This is a genomic window from Alphaproteobacteria bacterium, from assembly GCA_024244705.1.
Classification (GTDB): Bacteria; Pseudomonadota; Alphaproteobacteria; order JAAEOK01; family JAAEOK01; genus JAAEOK01.
In genome coordinates this window covers 18,473-33,543 of the sequence record JAAEOK010000070.1, presented here as the reverse complement: position 1 = coordinate 33,543, position 15,071 = coordinate 18,473, and the positions used below count along the sequence as shown (strand labels likewise).

Sequence of the window (15,071 nt, the reverse complement as noted above, 5' to 3'; positions counted from 1 at the left end):
CCGAGCCGGACCGGCACGGGTAGACCTCTATGCCGCCAGCGGGGCATCGTATTTTCCGCGCGCATCGCGATAGAACGCGATCGCGATGCCGGCCAGCAGACCGGCCGCGTGAGCCTCGGGGACCGAGGGCCATGCGGCGCTGGTAAAGACTGCTTCGCCGAGCGCCGCTTCGGTGGTGATCTTGACCACGTCGCCGATGGCAATGGCGGGAAAGATCCAGTGCCTGGTGGCCTTCCAACCGTCATAGAGGACGAGGACCAGCAATGTGTTGAGCACGCCTGATAGCCCGCAATAGAGTCGCAATTCGGGCCTCAGCACCAGCAATGCGACGGTAATGCTAATCGCCCCTATGCCTAGGGCAGAGATCAAATCCGGCCAGCGCCGGTGAAACCCCATTTCCGCCGTCATGGCGAGGATGAGGAGGGCACCGGCGTTCCACACCAAATGCTCGATATCGGTGTGAACCAAGTGGCCGGCCAGAAGTCGCCAAATCTCAAAAGATTCGATCGCCGCGCGATCATAGAGCAGATCCGCATTCGCCGCGCCAAAGGCCAAATAGAGGCCGACGCAACCGGCGGTGGCGAAAAGAGAGAACCATGGCGGCGATAGTCCGCCATGGCTCTGCATAATCACGCGGTCATTCACGGCGTGGACTTTCCGGCCGCTCGCCGGCCGACGCCAAGCGCTGCGATGGCAGCCACGGCGGCGACCAGAAATCCGACCAGTCCGAGCGATCCCGTGCCAGTGCCGTGACCGGCGCGGGCGGTCTGGAACATCGGACTGTTCTCGTCGGCCCGGTTGTTGGCGATTTTCTCCGACAGGCGGCGCAGCTGCGCCTGTTCCTCGATGCTGCGGCGGACGCCCTGTTTGCGTTCGATGCCGTATTGGGCATACATCTCAGGGCGGAGCGCGATGATTGACGTATAGGGCGTCAGCAGACCGTATTCGATGGCAAGGTCAGTGATCGCCTGCGCGCGGTCGCCGGTTTCGCCGAAATGGTCGTTCTCGGTCAGCAGTCGGTCGACCTGCGAGAAGGCCCAAAGTCGCTCGATTTCGGGATTGAGGGTCGCCTCGCCGGGAAAGGCGAACCGTGCGCGGTAGACCCGGTCCTCACCGCCGATGCGGCCTTTCAATATGACTTCCGCCGGACCACCATTCCAATAGTGGCCGAACAGCGACAACTGTTGGCCGCGGTACAGATTACCCGGAGCAGACGGGGTGACATCGGCGGTGCGAACACCCTCGATCGACAGCTCGACATCGGTCATCGCTTCATGACCGAGACGGCTCAGCGCCTCCATGACCACGCCGACGACGTCATCGCTGTTCGAAACGCTGACCGCCGAGCCGCCAGATGCTCCGGTCATCGCCTCGAGCAGCGGCCGGTTGGCGCTGTTCCCCATGATCACCGTGAACAGGCGGGTATCCTGCTGCCTGACGCGGTCGACGAAAGCCCGCTGCCGCACTTCGCCGACATTGGCGACGCCATCGGTCACCAACACGATACCGCTTGTCCGGTCGGCATCAACGGCACGTAGGCCGAGGTCGAGGCCGCCATAGAGGTTGGTGCCGTTATCCGGCTGCACCGCTCGCAATAGATCCAACGCGGTTCGCGCTTCGGTTGAGCTCGCGGCAACGAAGCCGGAGGTCATTTCCGACGCCGTCCGGTCGAAGAGGAATATTCGAAATCGGTCATCCGGCGGCATCTTGCTGACGGCTTCTGCGACGCCTTCGGCCAGGGTGTGGAACTTGGTCTGCATCGAGCCCGATTTGTCGAGGACGAATACCCAGTCGCGGCCGCGGCTGATCGGTGGCAAGTCATCACCTGGCGTGACGACCAGCATGAATGTTCCGCGTTTATCGCCGGGTGCTTTGTTGGCAACCAGATTGATGCCCGCCGGCAGGCCGCTTTCCAATCGCCAATAGGTGACGATGTCGGTATCCAGCCGTGCGGCTGTGCCGGGATACCTTATCCCGGCCGGCTGAATCGGACCGTCGTCTTCGGCCGATTGATTGGGGGCTATGCGCACCGACCATTCCTGCTCGGAATGGCGTGAAACCAGGGCATTCGGGTGGTCCGGCAGCCGCATGTCTGACACCGGGTAGCCCGAGCGGAGCCGGAGGTCGAAGGTAAACTCCGTCGCGACCTGGTCGTTGAGCAGCCAGAACGCTTTTCGGTCCTCGTCGACGCCACCCTCCTCGAGGGGGTAGACGTAGCGACCGACGCCGGTATCCACCGGCATGGCCTGGATATAGACGAGGCGGGTGCGGACGTCCTGACCGGCCGGAACCTGGGAGACGGCGATGTCGAACGTCCGGTAATCCTTCTGCTCGACTAGACCGGCCTCGCGCTGCGCCTGTTGCTCGGTTTCGTAAACCTGTCGCGCCTTTTCCTTTGGCAGTACTTCGCCGATGACCGGCTGGCCGTCGATCCAATAGGTGAATTCCGCGACCGCCGCGTCTTCGGGGACCGGAAACGAATAAACGGTCTCAAGTGCTTGAGGATGCGGGTTGTGGAACACCTGGTCGATGGTGGTGATGGCAAAACTGTTTTCGATGATCACCGTGACATTGTGCGTCTTGATCTCGATGTTGGCCCGGCTACCATCGGCTGGTGCCAGCAAGCCCGCGGCGGTAGCGGGGCCGCCGGCGAGCGACACGCCCAGGGCAAAAATCAATGCGGCTGCATATCCACACAGGAATCGATACGAACGTAGCATCATTGTCTGTCCCTCCTGATTCCGGCGATTAAATGAACATTGTTCAATAAATCGCCGAGAAAAACGGCGCTGGCGCGCCATAAATGAACGATGTTCAATTAATATGGATTGAACCCGCGCCGAAAACAAGCTTTAAATGAACGGTGTTCAATTGAGGTCAAAATCGATGGGCCGTCGTTCCGACCACACACGAGCCGAGATACGCGACATGATCCTGGCCGCGGCGGCATCGATCGTCGAGGAGGGGGGGCTTCGGCGACTGAGCATACGGGATATATCCAAGCGGATCGGGTATTCTGTCGGCACCGTCTACAATCTGTTCAAGAGCCAGGACGATCTGATCGTTGAGATGAATGGCCGTACCCTCGACGAACTCTATGCCGCGCTCGCGGGTATATCGTCGAAGCGTACACCGGCATCGTCGCTGGAAGCCTTGGCGGTGACCTATCTTGACTTTACCGGCCGCCAAGCCAATCGCTGGAACGCGCTCTTCGAACACCGGTTAAAGCCCGGGACCGCCCTGCCGCCGTGGTATGACGAAAAGATCAAGCGTCTGCTGGCGCTGGTCGAAGCGCCGTTGGAGCCATTGTTCGGACCGCGGCAGGAGGGGCGGAAATTGCGCGCCGCACGGATCCTGTGGTGCGGGATACACGGCATCAGTTCGCTAGCCAATGGTGGCAAGCTTGGAGTGGTCACCGACCAAACCGTGACCGATCTGACACGGACCTTCGTGTCGACATTTCTCAACGGCCTGAAGGCGACCGCCACCGGCATCCGCTAGGCGGCCTCATCGGCGTTGCATTTCGTAACCTTTGTACTTGACCGGCCAAGCGGCTGACGGCCGCGTCTTTGCCCTCGTTTTCAGGCATCCCGTCGACGATCACGAATCGTGACGAAAAGTGAAATTTACGTTTAATGTCAGATATTTGCCCCCTTTTATGCTTGGCAAATGTCACCTCCGCGACATCGCTTCGCGGCTAGACTGCAGGCGTCCCAACCATGCAACTTCAAGGAGTATCCAAGCATGAAAGTACTGCTTCTAGCCGGGATCCTGTCGACCGCGCTGGCCCTACCGGCGTTCGCGGATTGCGTCGACGATATTGGCCGAATCGACCAAGCGTTGGCCGCCGGCCCGCAGATTACCGATCAACAGATGTCCGAAGTTCGCAGTTTGCGAAGTGAGGGCGAATCTCTCTGCGTCGCCGGGCAGAACGACGAGGCCATGGTCACGCTGGCCAAAGCGAAGGCCATCCTCGGTCTCGAGTAGCCTCCCTGGACCTCCGGCGAGGAGCGCGCGTCGGGCGACCGGCGCGCGCTTCGTCGTGCTTTGGATGAACCTTAACACCCATCTAGTCCGCCGTTATACTGCGCACCGAATCCAGACATCGTGTACGCAGGAGTAGTTTTTATGGAGCTCAGCGACCAGAGCCTGTTTCGCCAACAGTGCTATATCGACGGACAATGGACCGACGCCGATGGCGGCGAGACGATCGACGTCAACAATCCAGCCGATGACAGCACCCTCGGAACCATCCCCAAGATGGGCGTGGATGAGACCCGCCGCGCCGTTGACGCGGCCAATGCCGCGTGGCCGGCGTGGCGCAAGCTGACCGGCAAGGAACGCGCGGCGATCCTGCGGCGCTGGTTCAATCTGTTGATGGAAAATCAAGAGGACCTGGCCCAATTGATGACCGCCGAGCAGGGCAAGCCGATTGCCGAAGCGCGCGGCGAAATCGCCTATGGCGCGTCCTTCATCGAATGGTTTGCGGAGGAGGGGAAGCGCATATATGGCGACACTATTCCGCAGCACCAGGCGGACAAACGGATCGTCGTCACCAAGGAGCCGATCGGGGTGGTGGCGTCCATTACGCCGTGGAATTTCCCCAATGCGATGATCACGCGCAAGGCCGGACCGGCGCTTGCCGCCGGCTGCACGTTTGTCGGCAAACCGGCCACACAGACCCCTTATTCGGCTTTGGCCCTGGCCGAACTCGCCGACCGAGCGGGCATTCCGAAGGGCGTCTTCAATATCGTCACCGGCGCGTCGTCGGCGATCGGCGGCGAGATGACCTCCAACCCGGTGGTGCGCAAGCTGTCCTTCACCGGCTCGACGGAGATCGGCAAGCTGTTGATGGAGCAATGCGCCGGCACCGTAAAGAAGATGGCCCTCGAACTCGGCGGCAATGCCCCGTTCATCGTCTTCGATGACGCGGACATCGATTCGGCGGTCGACGGCGCGATCATGTCGAAATACCGGAATGCGGGTCAGACCTGCGTCTGTGCCAACCGGCTGCTGGTGCAGGATGGCGTCTATGAGGAATTCGCCGAAAAGCTCAGTGCCGCGGTTGCCGCGCTGAAGGTCGGCAATGGCATTGACGACGGCGTGACCCAGGGCCCACTGATCGACCTCAACGCGATCGCCAAGGTCGAGGAGCATATCGCGGACGCCGTCGGCAAGGGCGCCAAGATCGTGATCGGCGGCGGGCGCCACGAACTCGGCGGCAGCTTTTTTCAGCCAACGGTTCTTGCCGACGTTACCACCGACATGGCGGTTGCGCGTGAGGAGACCTTTGGGCCGCTGGCGCCGCTGTTTCGCTTCAACACCGAGGACGAGGCGATCCACATGGCCAACGATACCGAATTTGGCCTCGCCGCGTATTTCTACAGCCGCGATATCGGCCGCATCTGGCGTGTCGCCGAGGGTGTCGAATACGGTATCGTCGGCATCAATACCGGTATTATCTCGACCGAGGTTGCCCCTTTCGGCGGCGTCAAGGAATCCGGTATCGGGCGCGAAGGGTCTCACTACGGAATCGATGAATTTCTCGAGATCAAGTACCTCTGCATCGGCGATATCGACCGCTGACCAGGTGGGTTCGACGGCGCCGCCGTTCCCGCGGGACGGGATTGGTGCCGTATCCGCAAACCGGCGGCCTCTGAATTTGCTATGACAACGGTTGCGGTTCTCAGCACCGACCGGCTGCCAAAGTTCTTTGGCGACGATCATCCGACCGAGGAAGGGCTGTTCGCCGAAGACGATACCCTGATCGCGGCATTGTCAGAGCACGGCATCGTGGGGACGCGTGTGCCATGGCGGCGGCCGGATATCGACTGGCGCCGCTATGACCTCGCGATTTTGCGCAGCACCTGGGATTATCTTGAGGATCTGGCGCTTTTCTTCGCGGTCCTGGAAGACCTCTCGCGGCATTGTCGTCTCGTCAATCCGCTGGCCACGGTGCGTTGGAATTACGACAAGCGATATCTGGCAGAGTTGGAGCAGGCGGGGGTACCTGTCGTTCCGACCCGGTATTGTAGCCGCCTCGACCTGGCCGACGGTGTGCTGCGGACGTTGCCCAGCGGCTTTGTCGCGGACGGCATTATCATCAAACCGACGATCGGCGTCGGCGCCTTCGAGACCTACCGCATCGACGATCCGACCGGCTCGACCGAAGCGCCCGCCCTGGAGTTGTCCGGCGATTCCTACATGGTGCAGCCATTCCTGCCCGCGATCCTGTCCGAGGGCGAATGGTCGTTCGTCTTTCTCCGCGGCGCACTGGCCTATACCGCGCGCAAGGTGCCGGCCGCCGGCGAATGGCGCTCTCAAGTCATGTACGGAGGCCGAACGGTCGGCGAACAACCGACGCCGTCCGATCGCGCCGCGGCCGAGGCGGTCATGGAGAAGTTGCCGGTGGAAGCAATCTACGCGCGAATCGACATGGCGCGTCTCGCCGACGGCGGCCTCGCCCTCATGGAGGCCGAACTCATCGAGCCCCAGCTTTTCTTTGCCGACATTCCGTCGACCGCCACGGCCTTCGCGCACGCGATCACGGAATCTCTTTAGGCGCGGCGATCCGGGAGTGAGCGTCTCCCTATAAATCGCTGCCGCAACGCCCTAAATTGGGTGGGGTCCTTGCTAGGTAGGTGGTTCATGCCGCAATTCGACTACGACCTTTTTGTGATTGGCGCCGGATCGGGCGGCGTCCGGGCGGCCCGCATGGCCGGCGCGGCGGGCGCACGCGTCGCCATCGCCGAAGATCGCTATCTCGGCGGGACCTGCGTCAATGTGGGCTGCATTCCGAAGAAGCTGTTCGTCTATGCCGCTCATTTCGCCGAGGATTTCGAAGATGCGGTTAGTTTTGGCTGGACCGATCCAGACCGACGCCATGATTGGCCGACGCTGATCGCCAACAAGAATACGGAAATCGCTCGCCTGAACGGCATCTACGAACGGCTGCTGGGAAATGCCGGCGTCGACTTGTTCGAGGGTCGGGCGGTGGTGACGGGGCCGCAGCGCGTCGAGGTCGACGGGCGCTCGATTTCGGCGGAGCGGCTGTTGATTGCGACCGGCGGCTGGCCGGTGGTGCCCGATATTCCCGGCCGCGACCTCGCGATCACGTCGAACGAGGCGTTTTTCCTCGAAGAACTCCCGCCACGCATCATCATTGTCGGCGGCGGCTATATCGCGGTCGAGTTCGCCGGAATCTTTAATGGGCTCGGTGTCGAAACCGTCCAACTCTACCGCGGCCCTCATTTTCTGCGCGGCTTCGATGAAGACGTGCGCCAGACGCTGGCGGTCGAAATGCGCAAGAAGAACATCGACTTGAGATTCAATAGCAATATCGCGCGTATCGTGCGCGCCGGCGGCGATCTCTGCGCCGAACTCGAGGACGGCACAGAGATCCGTGCCGACGCCATCATGTATGCGACCGGGCGGGCACCGAACACCCGCGACCTGGGACTCGAAGCGATCGGCGTGGGGTTGGCCGAGAACGGGGCCATCAAGGTCGACGACCGCTTCCAGTCGTCAGTACCGTCGATTTACGCCCTCGGCGACGTCATCGACCGGCTGGCCCTGACCCCGGTGGCGATCGTGGAGGCCATGGTTCTTGTTGACAGTCTTTATCGCGGCGGGGAGAAGCGGATGGACTATGCCAATATTCCCACCGCCGTTTTCAGCCAGCCGCCGATCGGCACCGTGGGCCAGACCGAAGCGGTCGCGCGCCGGGATTGTCCCGGCGGAATTGACGTATTCGTCTCCGATTTCAAGCCTTTGAAGCACACGTTGACCGGACGCGACGAACGGACGTTGATGAAGCTCGTGGTTGATCGCGCGAGCGACCGCGTCGTTGGACTGCATATGGTCGGACCCGAAGCCGGCGAGATCGTCCAGGGATTTGCCGTCGCCATGAAAGCCGGCGCTACCAAGGCGGATTTCGATGCCACGGTCGGCATCCACCCGACCTCGGCCGAGGAATTCGTCACGATGCGCGAGCCGGTACCGGACGAAGCGGAGACCGCGGCGGCGGAATAGGCCCGTCGGGCGATGTTTTCGCGATTTCTTGGTGGCTCCGAGCCACGAATCATGCAATACGGTCAGGCACCATCCGCTCGCCGGAATCTTGGCCGAAAAATTATTGGAAATGTCGTCACGTGCAGCCCGCTCGATTCCCAAATCTGAACTACGTCCTCATTAATCCGTTCCCGTCGTCGCGCATCAACGGTGTCTCGAGCTATAGCAACAGTCTATTGAAGTTTGTCGATTCGCTCGGATTCAAAACACACTACCTGGCCAACGACGAAGATATGAAACGGCCTGAATTTCGTGCCGAGATGGTCCGGCGCGTGTGCAACAATTTCGATCCGGCGACGACCATTATCGAGACGCCGGAGTTGGGCGCCGTTTCTCTTGTTCTACCGGACGAGTACAAGGTTCACGTGCGCATGCATTGCCCGGCGGCGATCGTCGAGCATTACCAGGGCAGAGCGATAAACACGGAGAAATTCAAGGATCAACTTCGGGCCATCCATTCGGCGCATGTCACGTCATCGCCGAGCTACGGCCTTCTCGACGAACTCGCCTTGGGTGCCAAGGCGGAGAGGATCCATGTCTATAAGAATCCGCTCCCCGTGGAGGTCCGCCATACGGCTGCGGAAGAAAAATCCCTCGATCTCGTTTTCATCGCCAGGTTCGACCGCGCCAAGGGGACCGATTTCCTTGATGCGGTGCTGGAACGATTACCGGCTGATTTCAGGGCCGTACTGATCGGACGGGACGCCGAGGAATTCCGGCCTTCTCCGAGAATCAGATGCGCGTTGGAAGTGCACGAACATCGCGACGGTCCCGACCGTCTCCGGTTCCTCGAACGGGCCCGCGTTTCGCTCATACTGAGCCGGTTCGAAAATTGTCCGATGCTTATCCTCGAGTCGCTGATGGCGGGCACCCCCGTGGTCGCCTGGGACGTCGGTGGGATCTCGGAGATGGCGCCCCCACCGGTCTTGAAAATTGCGCCGCTCGGCGATATTCCAGCGCTGACGGAAATGGTGATTGCGACTGCCAGAGGGGAAAATCCCGTTAAGTCGGCTTTTGAGTGCGCGACACGCCACGTCGCCGATGACTTCCGGGAAGGCTTGGCGCGGATTATTGAATCGTGCACGGAAAACACGAGCCTCGCCACATTCAGGGGGATGACATGCCGCCAGCATCATGCGATGCCACCCACGAAATCGAGTCAGGCGAGTGTAGCGGCCCTCCTGGCGTAGTTCGAAACCCAACCACGTGACGGCACACATGGAGCCGGCAAGGCGCGCCATAACGGGCCCACGGAAGTCTTGAGCCGATGAGTGCGAAAATTTTCGAAAAATGGGGAGCCGCTCTTGTTCGTGCGCCCATCGAGTCCTTCCTCGATCCTAGCTTTCGTCCGGTAGTCGAGTGGTTGCCGCTGCCTGGCGGCGACGATTTCTATGCAGATCCCTTCGGCGTCGAAACCGATGACGGTCTGTTCGTTTTTGTCGAGCGGTTCGACAGCGAATCCCAAAAGGGGCGGATCGCGGCGTTCTCGATTGACGATAACGGCGTCGCCGGCGCCGCGGTGGACATCCTCTCGATTCCAGTACACATGTCCTATCCATTCATCTTCGAAGACGAGGGTCAGGTCTACTGCTGTCCGGAGATTTTCCAGGCGAATGGCGCCTACCTATTCCGAGCCGAGAGCCTGCCCGGGCGTTGGCGTAGCATGGGTCCGCTGATCGACGGACTGCCGTTGGTCGACCCGACGATCGTTCGTCACGATGGACGATATTGGCTGTGGGCGACCGTGCGCCTGCGTGGTCTTGACCGGGCCGGCCTTCATCTCTGGCATGCTGAATCCTTGTTCGGTCCTTGGCACGCCCATCCCGCCAATCCGGTCAAGGTCGACGCCGGTTCGGCCCGGCCCGGCGGCACGCCTTTCGTGCATGACGGCGTTCTGTATCGGCCGGCGCAGAACTGTGCAAAGACCTACGGCGGATCCTTGGTCATCAATCGCGTCCTCGTCCTTTCGCCGACCGAATATACGGAAGAGCCGGCAATTGAGCTTTTCGCCGATCCGACATGGCCCTTCCCCGATGGTTTTCATACGATCTCGCGATTGGGCAACATGACTCTGATCGACGGCAAGCGCATCTACCCCGAATTGGAGGAGCTCGCTCCCGATTTCAATGTACCGCCGGAACCCGACGAGTTGGCGGCGGCGTTGGATGCATTACGCGATTCCGGTCGATACTGGCCCGGAGCCCAATGACTCAAGGCTACGAAATCGTCAGATACACGCCGGCTTATAAGGACGCCGTACTCCGCCTCCAAACCAACCTGTGGAACCCGGATATCGAAGTCAATCGGGCCTATCTCGACTGGAAATATACCCAGAACCCATTCGATCAGGGACATTTCATACATCTGGCGCTCGCCGCTGGTGAGGTGGTCGGGATGCGCGGGTTTGTCGGCGCCGTTTGGGAAGCCGAAGGCGTGATCGGCGGCACACTCATACCCTGCGGCGGCGATACGGTCGTCGCGCGGGAGCACCAGAGCCGCGGCCTGTTTCGCCACATCATGGCGGCCGCAGAGCAAGACCTAGCGGCTGCTGGTCATCGCTTCATCGTGAACTTCAGCGCCAGCCGGGTGACGTATTTCCGGTCCGTTCGTCAGGGCTGGCGACCGGTCGCGCCCTATCGGTCGCTTTATCGTCCGGCGGATAGAGCCGTCGCGTCGGGCGTCGCCGCGTTCGATGAGTTCGGCGATGGTGAGCATCGAATTCCTGGCCATAACGGCAAACTTTTCCTCACCAAAACTCCGGCGGTTGAGGAGATGGCAGGGTTGATCGAGAGGATTGGCGGTGATGGCCGCATTCGCCACGTGCGAGATCAATCCTTCTTAGCGTGGCGATTTCGCAACCCCTTGAGCACATATCGCTTTCTATTGTGGCGCGGTGACGAGCTGGAGGGCTATCTGATCCTAAAGCGATCGCGCTATAAGCCGGGCCCGGTGATCGTGGTCGACTGGGAGGCAGTGACGCCAGAAACGAGGTCGGCCCTGTTGGACGCCGCGGTTCAACTGTGCGGCGAACACCAGTTGGATATTTGGTCGGTGACGCTGCCACCGGAAGCCTGTGCTCGGCTTGCTGACGCCGGCTTCCGGCCTCTTGGCGACGACAACAATGGACGTTACGTACCCTCCGTGCTCGTCAAGACCACCCAAATATCGTCGCCACCCGATTCTTGGACTATTGGCAATCGCGCGGTTCTGTCGGATGAAAACTGGGATCTGCGGATGATCTACTCCGACGGCGCCTAACGCCGCGCGCATTATACCGCCAGCCTGAATTGGGCCGGCCACGGCACAAGATGTTCCCAGAGCGGAACGTCCGCTCGCCTCGGCGGACCACCTTCAACCCGAATTCGCCTTGGATTTTCGGGCGGGAGAGGAGTAAAACCCTCTGCCTGCGGCGACCTAAGCAAATGAGGAGCGATCATGTCGGCGAAGTGGAGCCCGGAATCATGGCGCGGCAAGCCGATCCGCCAAGTCCCGGAATATCCTGACCAGGAAAGCTTGGTCGGCGCGGAATCGACGTTGTCGCACTTTCCGCCACTCGTTTTCGCCGGCGAGGCCCGTAACCTGAAGGCGCTATTGGCCAAGGTCGCGGACGGCAACGCTTTTCTCCTTCAAGGCGGCGATTGCGCGGAAAGCTTCGCCGAATTTCATCCCGACAATATCCGCGATACGTTTCGCGTCATGTTGCAGATGGCGGTTGTGCTGACTTACGGCGCGGCTTGTCCGGTGGTCAAGGTTGGGCGGCTCGCGGGCCAGTTCGCCAAACCTCGGTCGGCGCTAATGGAATCTCAGGACGGCATCGAACTGCCAAGCTATCGCGGCGACATCGTCAATGGCATAGATTTCGAAGCTGCTGCCCGCATACCCGACCCAGGCCGCATGGTGCAGGCCTACAATCAGGCGGCGGCGACACTCAACCTGCTGCGGGCATTCGCCCAAGGCGGCTTCGCCGACCTCCACAAGGTGCATCAATGGACGCTTGGCTTCGTCGGTAACGCGGAGCAGGCGCGCTATCAGGAGATGGCCGACCGCATCGGCGAAACGCTCGCCTTCATGGCGGCCTGTGGCCTGACGGCGGAGACCGTGCCCCAGATTCGTGAGACCGAATTATTCACCTCGCACGAATGCCTGTTGCTCAATTACGAGCAAGCTCTGACGCGCGTCGATAGTACGTCAGGCGATTGGTACGACGTCTCGGCGCACATGCTGTGGATCGGCGACCGTACGCGGAATCTCGACGAGGCCCATATCGAGTTTGTACGCGGGATCAAGAACCCGCTCGGCATGAAGTGCGGGGCGTCGCTTGACCCCGATGACCTGATCCGCCTGATCGATGTGCTTAATCCCGAAAACGAGGCCGGAAGGCTGACACTGATCGCCCGGATGGGGGCGGATCAGGTAGAGGCCAAGTTGCCACCCCTGATCCGTGCGGTGCAGCGGGAGGGCCGCAAGGTGGTCTGGTCCTGCGACCCGATGCACGGCAATACCATCAAATCCTCGACCGGCTACAAGACGCGGCCATTTGACCGCATCTTGAAGGAAGTGCGCGGTTTCTTCGACGTTCACCATGCCGAGGGCACCTATGCCGGCGGGGTCCATTTCGAGATGACCGGCCGCGACGTGACCGAGTGCATCGGTGGCGCCCAGGCGATCACCGAGCATGCGCTGGCCAACCGCTACCATACGCATTGCGACCCCCGCCTCAATGCGTCGCAGGCGCTGGAGCTGGCCTTCCTGATCTCGGAAGAACTGAAGGCGGAGCGTGACCGGATGGGCGCGCGGGTCGCCGCGGCACTGTAATCCTCGCGCCAAAAAGGCCGATTCCCATGTATCCAGATGCGGCGAGTATCTCGGCCTGGACCGATCAGTACTTCAATGTCAGCAAACGGATCGCCGAGGGTTTCGGCGACGTTACCGTCACCTACGCCGTGTTCATGCGGCGCCCGGTACGCTCGGCGCCGCGGCTGGCCGTCCAGTGGTTGGAGGATATGGCCGCGACCCGCGATACCCGTTTCGAAGTCGAGGTGCTGCACGCGGAAGGCAAGTGGGTCGGTGCCGGCGAGCCGCTGATCTATATCACCGGTTCGCTCTACCACCTGGTCGACCTCGAGACTCTGTTTCTGCAGAAGCTCGGTCCGCCATGTGTCGCTGCTTACAACGCGTGCATGATTTGCATGGATTTGCCCAATGTTGCGTTCATGGCCTTTGACGCCCGCCATTGTGCGGGCACCGAGATGGCCGACATGATGGCTTACGCGGCCAGCGTCGGGTCGAGCAAGGCGCGTGAGAAAGTCGGTGCCAAGGGTTTCATCGGCAATGCGACGACCGCCACCGCACACTACTTCAATCAGAAGTCGGGGCTCGGAACCATGCCCCACGCGATCATCGGATATGCCGGATCGACCGTGCGGGCGGCTGAGATGTTCCACGAATCCTTTCCCGCGCTGCCGATGACCGTGCTGGTCGACTATTTCGGCCTCGAAGTCACCGATTCGATCGCCGTCTGCCGACGATTTCCGGATTTGGCCGCCGATGGCCGACTGTTGGTGCGGATAGATACGCCGGGCGGGCGCTATGTCGAAGGGCTTGATCCGCCAGGATCCTACGCCGTGCTTGAACGCAATGCGCCGAATGCCGTCCGCGGTTACCGGACCGAATCCGAGCTCCGCCACCTGATCGGGACCGGGGTCTCCGCGGCGGCGATCTGGCACCTGCGCGAACAGCTCGACGCGACCGGCTTCGATAACGTGAAAATCGTCGCGAGCTCCGGCTTCGGGCCGGAAAAATGCAAAGTCATCGCGGCCGCGGCGGCACCGGTCGATGTTATCGGCACTGGCTCATTCCTGCCCGAGAAGTGGTCGGAAACCTATGCCACCGCGGACATCATCGCCTATGACGGCAAGACCAGCGTCAAGGTCGGCCGCGAGTTCCTGTTCCGGAAAAGCTGAGGCGCGGCGGCACCCATCGAGTTTATTCCCGGATCATCGATTGGTATTGCCCGGGCGTGAGCCCGATTGTCGATTTGAGAATTCGCGTGAAATGCGCCTGGTCGGCGAATCCCGTCTCGGCGGCGACATCGGCGAGGGACTGACGTGTACGCAACCGGTCGCGAGCCAGCTCCAATCGCCGCAAGAGCCCATATCGGTAAGGGCTGGTGCCCATGCTGGTGCGGAACTGGCGGGCGAGGTCGTAGCGCCTCAGGCCGGTGACGGCCTCGAGCTCGTTTGATCGAACGACCCGGGTCCGCTCGGTATCGAGGAAGTCGCGTGCACGTCTGATGGCGGCGATGTCGAAGGTGTGGTTCCGCTTAAATCTCCCGCGGGGCGACTCGTTTTCCAAGAGACCCTCGGCAAAGCGAACGATTAGATCGTCGATCACCAAAGGCTGAAGCTCGAACGCAAAAACCGCGCGCACCGCGGCTGCCAACGTTCGGCTTGTCATGACCGCGGTGCGGACGAAGGGCAGCGGCCGATACTCACCAGTGATTGCGTAGACCGCGTCGAATATGCGCGACGGGTCGACATAGACATTCCGATACCCGAAACCGATCTCGGTACCGGCACGACCATCATGAGCCTCGTCGGGATGGAGGACGACGACACGGCCGGGTGTGCTGGCTTCGGTGGTGCCACGATAGTCGAACACTTGGACGCCGATTTCGGTCAATCCGATCGCATAGGTGTCGTGCCGGTGCTTGGCAAAGGCGGGGTCTCGGAAGTGTGCCTCGAGCAGCTCGATGCCCCCGACTGGGGGAGTGCAGCGGAACCAGTCGTCGCGGCCATGGCTGCACGATCGTTCAAGACCCTGGACGCCCGATCTGATGCTATTGCCGACCATCTGCCACTATTTATGCATTTGCCAGTCGAAGAAACAGCGATCATGACAACAGGCCCTAATTACATCAATGCCGCCGCGATATTCCGCCCGGCCGCCAAGACTTCGTCGTGCCGCCGCGCTGGTCCAAGTGACGACCGGCGCGTCGGGGA

At 61.3% G+C, this 15,071-nt stretch carries 13 protein-coding genes; 10 read left to right on the top strand and 3 right to left on the bottom strand.

Annotation, left to right across the window (positions count from 1 at the left end; genetic code table 11):
* Nucleotides 1–27: 27 nt before the first annotated feature.
* Complete coding sequence (gene rrtA / locus GY791_11940) at nt 28–645, bottom strand: rhombosortase (GenBank protein ID MCP4329137.1); 618 nt, start codon at nt 643–645, stop codon at nt 28–30.
* Nucleotides 642–2,720: a VWA domain-containing protein gene (locus GY791_11935; protein MCP4329136.1), complete on the bottom strand. Its 2,079-nt coding sequence runs from the start codon at nt 2,718–2,720 to the stop codon at nt 642–644. Before GY791_11935 ends, rrtA begins: the two co-directional genes overlap by 4 nt.
* A gap of 166 nt (nt 2,721–2,886) precedes the next feature.
* Between GY791_11935 and GY791_11930 the strand changes: the two genes are divergently transcribed.
* From GY791_11930 to GY791_11885, 10 genes are all read left to right on the top strand, one after another.
* Nucleotides 2,887–3,501 (top strand): TetR/AcrR family transcriptional regulator, encoded by a 615-nt coding sequence (locus tag GY791_11930; protein ID MCP4329135.1) that lies wholly within the window; start codon nt 2,887–2,889, stop codon nt 3,499–3,501.
* A gap of 243 nt (nt 3,502–3,744) precedes the next feature.
* Nucleotides 3,745–3,987 carry a hypothetical protein gene (locus tag GY791_11925; GenBank protein ID MCP4329134.1) on the top strand — a complete coding sequence of 81 codons (243 nt, stop codon included), beginning with the start codon at nt 3,745–3,747 and terminating at the stop codon, nt 3,985–3,987.
* Between the two features lie 141 nt (nt 3,988–4,128).
* Nucleotides 4,129–5,586, top strand: coding sequence for an NADP-dependent succinate-semialdehyde dehydrogenase (gabD, locus tag GY791_11920; GenBank protein ID MCP4329133.1), 1,458 nt, complete (start codon nt 4,129–4,131; stop codon nt 5,584–5,586).
* 81 nt (nt 5,587–5,667) lie between these two features.
* Nucleotides 5,668–6,561: a hypothetical protein gene (locus GY791_11915; GenBank protein ID MCP4329132.1), complete on the top strand. Its 894-nt coding sequence runs from the start codon at nt 5,668–5,670 to the stop codon at nt 6,559–6,561.
* 87 nt (nt 6,562–6,648) lie between these two features.
* Nucleotides 6,649–8,031, top strand: a complete 1,383-nt coding sequence (gene gorA, locus GY791_11910; protein ID MCP4329131.1) for a glutathione-disulfide reductase — start codon at nt 6,649–6,651, stop codon at nt 8,029–8,031.
* A 272-nt stretch (nt 8,032–8,303) separates the two neighbouring features.
* Nucleotides 8,304–9,260, top strand: a complete 957-nt coding sequence (locus GY791_11905; GenBank protein ID MCP4329130.1) for a glycosyltransferase family 4 protein — start codon at nt 8,304–8,306, stop codon at nt 9,258–9,260.
* A gap of 77 nt (nt 9,261–9,337) precedes the next feature.
* A complete protein-coding gene (locus GY791_11900) occupies nt 9,338–10,279 on the top strand; it encodes a hypothetical protein (GenBank protein ID MCP4329129.1) in 942 nt (313 codons plus the stop codon).
* On the top strand, nt 10,276–11,328 hold the full coding sequence (locus GY791_11895) for a GNAT family N-acetyltransferase (protein MCP4329128.1): 1,053 nt from the start codon (nt 10,276–10,278) through the stop codon (nt 11,326–11,328). The genes GY791_11900 and GY791_11895 overlap by 4 nt, the downstream gene beginning before the upstream one ends.
* 177 nt (nt 11,329–11,505) lie before the next feature.
* A complete protein-coding gene (locus GY791_11890) occupies nt 11,506–12,885 on the top strand; it encodes a 3-deoxy-7-phosphoheptulonate synthase class II (protein ID MCP4329127.1) in 1,380 nt (459 codons plus the stop codon).
* 26 nt (nt 12,886–12,911) lie between these two features.
* A complete protein-coding gene (locus GY791_11885; protein MCP4329126.1) occupies nt 12,912–14,033 on the top strand; it encodes a nicotinate phosphoribosyltransferase in 1,122 nt (373 codons plus the stop codon).
* 22 nt (nt 14,034–14,055) lie between these two features.
* Here GY791_11885 and GY791_11880 read toward each other — a convergent pair whose 3' ends face one another.
* Complete coding sequence (locus GY791_11880) at nt 14,056–14,922, bottom strand: AraC family transcriptional regulator (GenBank protein ID MCP4329125.1); 867 nt, start codon at nt 14,920–14,922, stop codon at nt 14,056–14,058.
* Between the last annotated feature and the right edge of the window lie 149 nt (nt 14,923–15,071).

Bases quoted from the DNA above. Each gene is read 5' to 3' on its own strand.
- GY791_11935 (MCP4329136.1), bottom strand. From the start codon at position 2,720: ATGCTACGTTCGTATCGATTCCTGTGTGGATATGCAGCCGCATTGATT.
- GY791_11930 (MCP4329135.1), top strand. From the start codon at position 2,887: ATGGGCCGTCGTTCCGACCACACACGAGCCGAGATACGCGACATGATC.
- GY791_11925 (MCP4329134.1), top strand. From the start codon at position 3,745: ATGAAAGTACTGCTTCTAGCCGGGATCCTGTCGACCGCGCTGGCCCTA.
- gabD (MCP4329133.1), top strand. From the start codon at position 4,129: ATGGAGCTCAGCGACCAGAGCCTGTTTCGCCAACAGTGCTATATCGAC.
- GY791_11915 (MCP4329132.1), top strand. From the start codon at position 5,668: ATGACAACGGTTGCGGTTCTCAGCACCGACCGGCTGCCAAAGTTCTTT.
- gorA (MCP4329131.1), top strand. From the start codon at position 6,649: ATGCCGCAATTCGACTACGACCTTTTTGTGATTGGCGCCGGATCGGGC.
- GY791_11905 (MCP4329130.1), top strand. From the start codon at position 8,304: ATGAAACGGCCTGAATTTCGTGCCGAGATGGTCCGGCGCGTGTGCAAC.
- GY791_11900 (MCP4329129.1), top strand. From the start codon at position 9,338: ATGAGTGCGAAAATTTTCGAAAAATGGGGAGCCGCTCTTGTTCGTGCG.
- GY791_11895 (MCP4329128.1), top strand. From the start codon at position 10,276: ATGACTCAAGGCTACGAAATCGTCAGATACACGCCGGCTTATAAGGAC.
- GY791_11890 (MCP4329127.1), top strand. From the start codon at position 11,506: ATGTCGGCGAAGTGGAGCCCGGAATCATGGCGCGGCAAGCCGATCCGC.
- GY791_11885 (MCP4329126.1), top strand. From the start codon at position 12,912: ATGTATCCAGATGCGGCGAGTATCTCGGCCTGGACCGATCAGTACTTC.
- GY791_11880 (MCP4329125.1), bottom strand. From the start codon at position 14,922: ATGGTCGGCAATAGCATCAGATCGGGCGTCCAGGGTCTTGAACGATCG.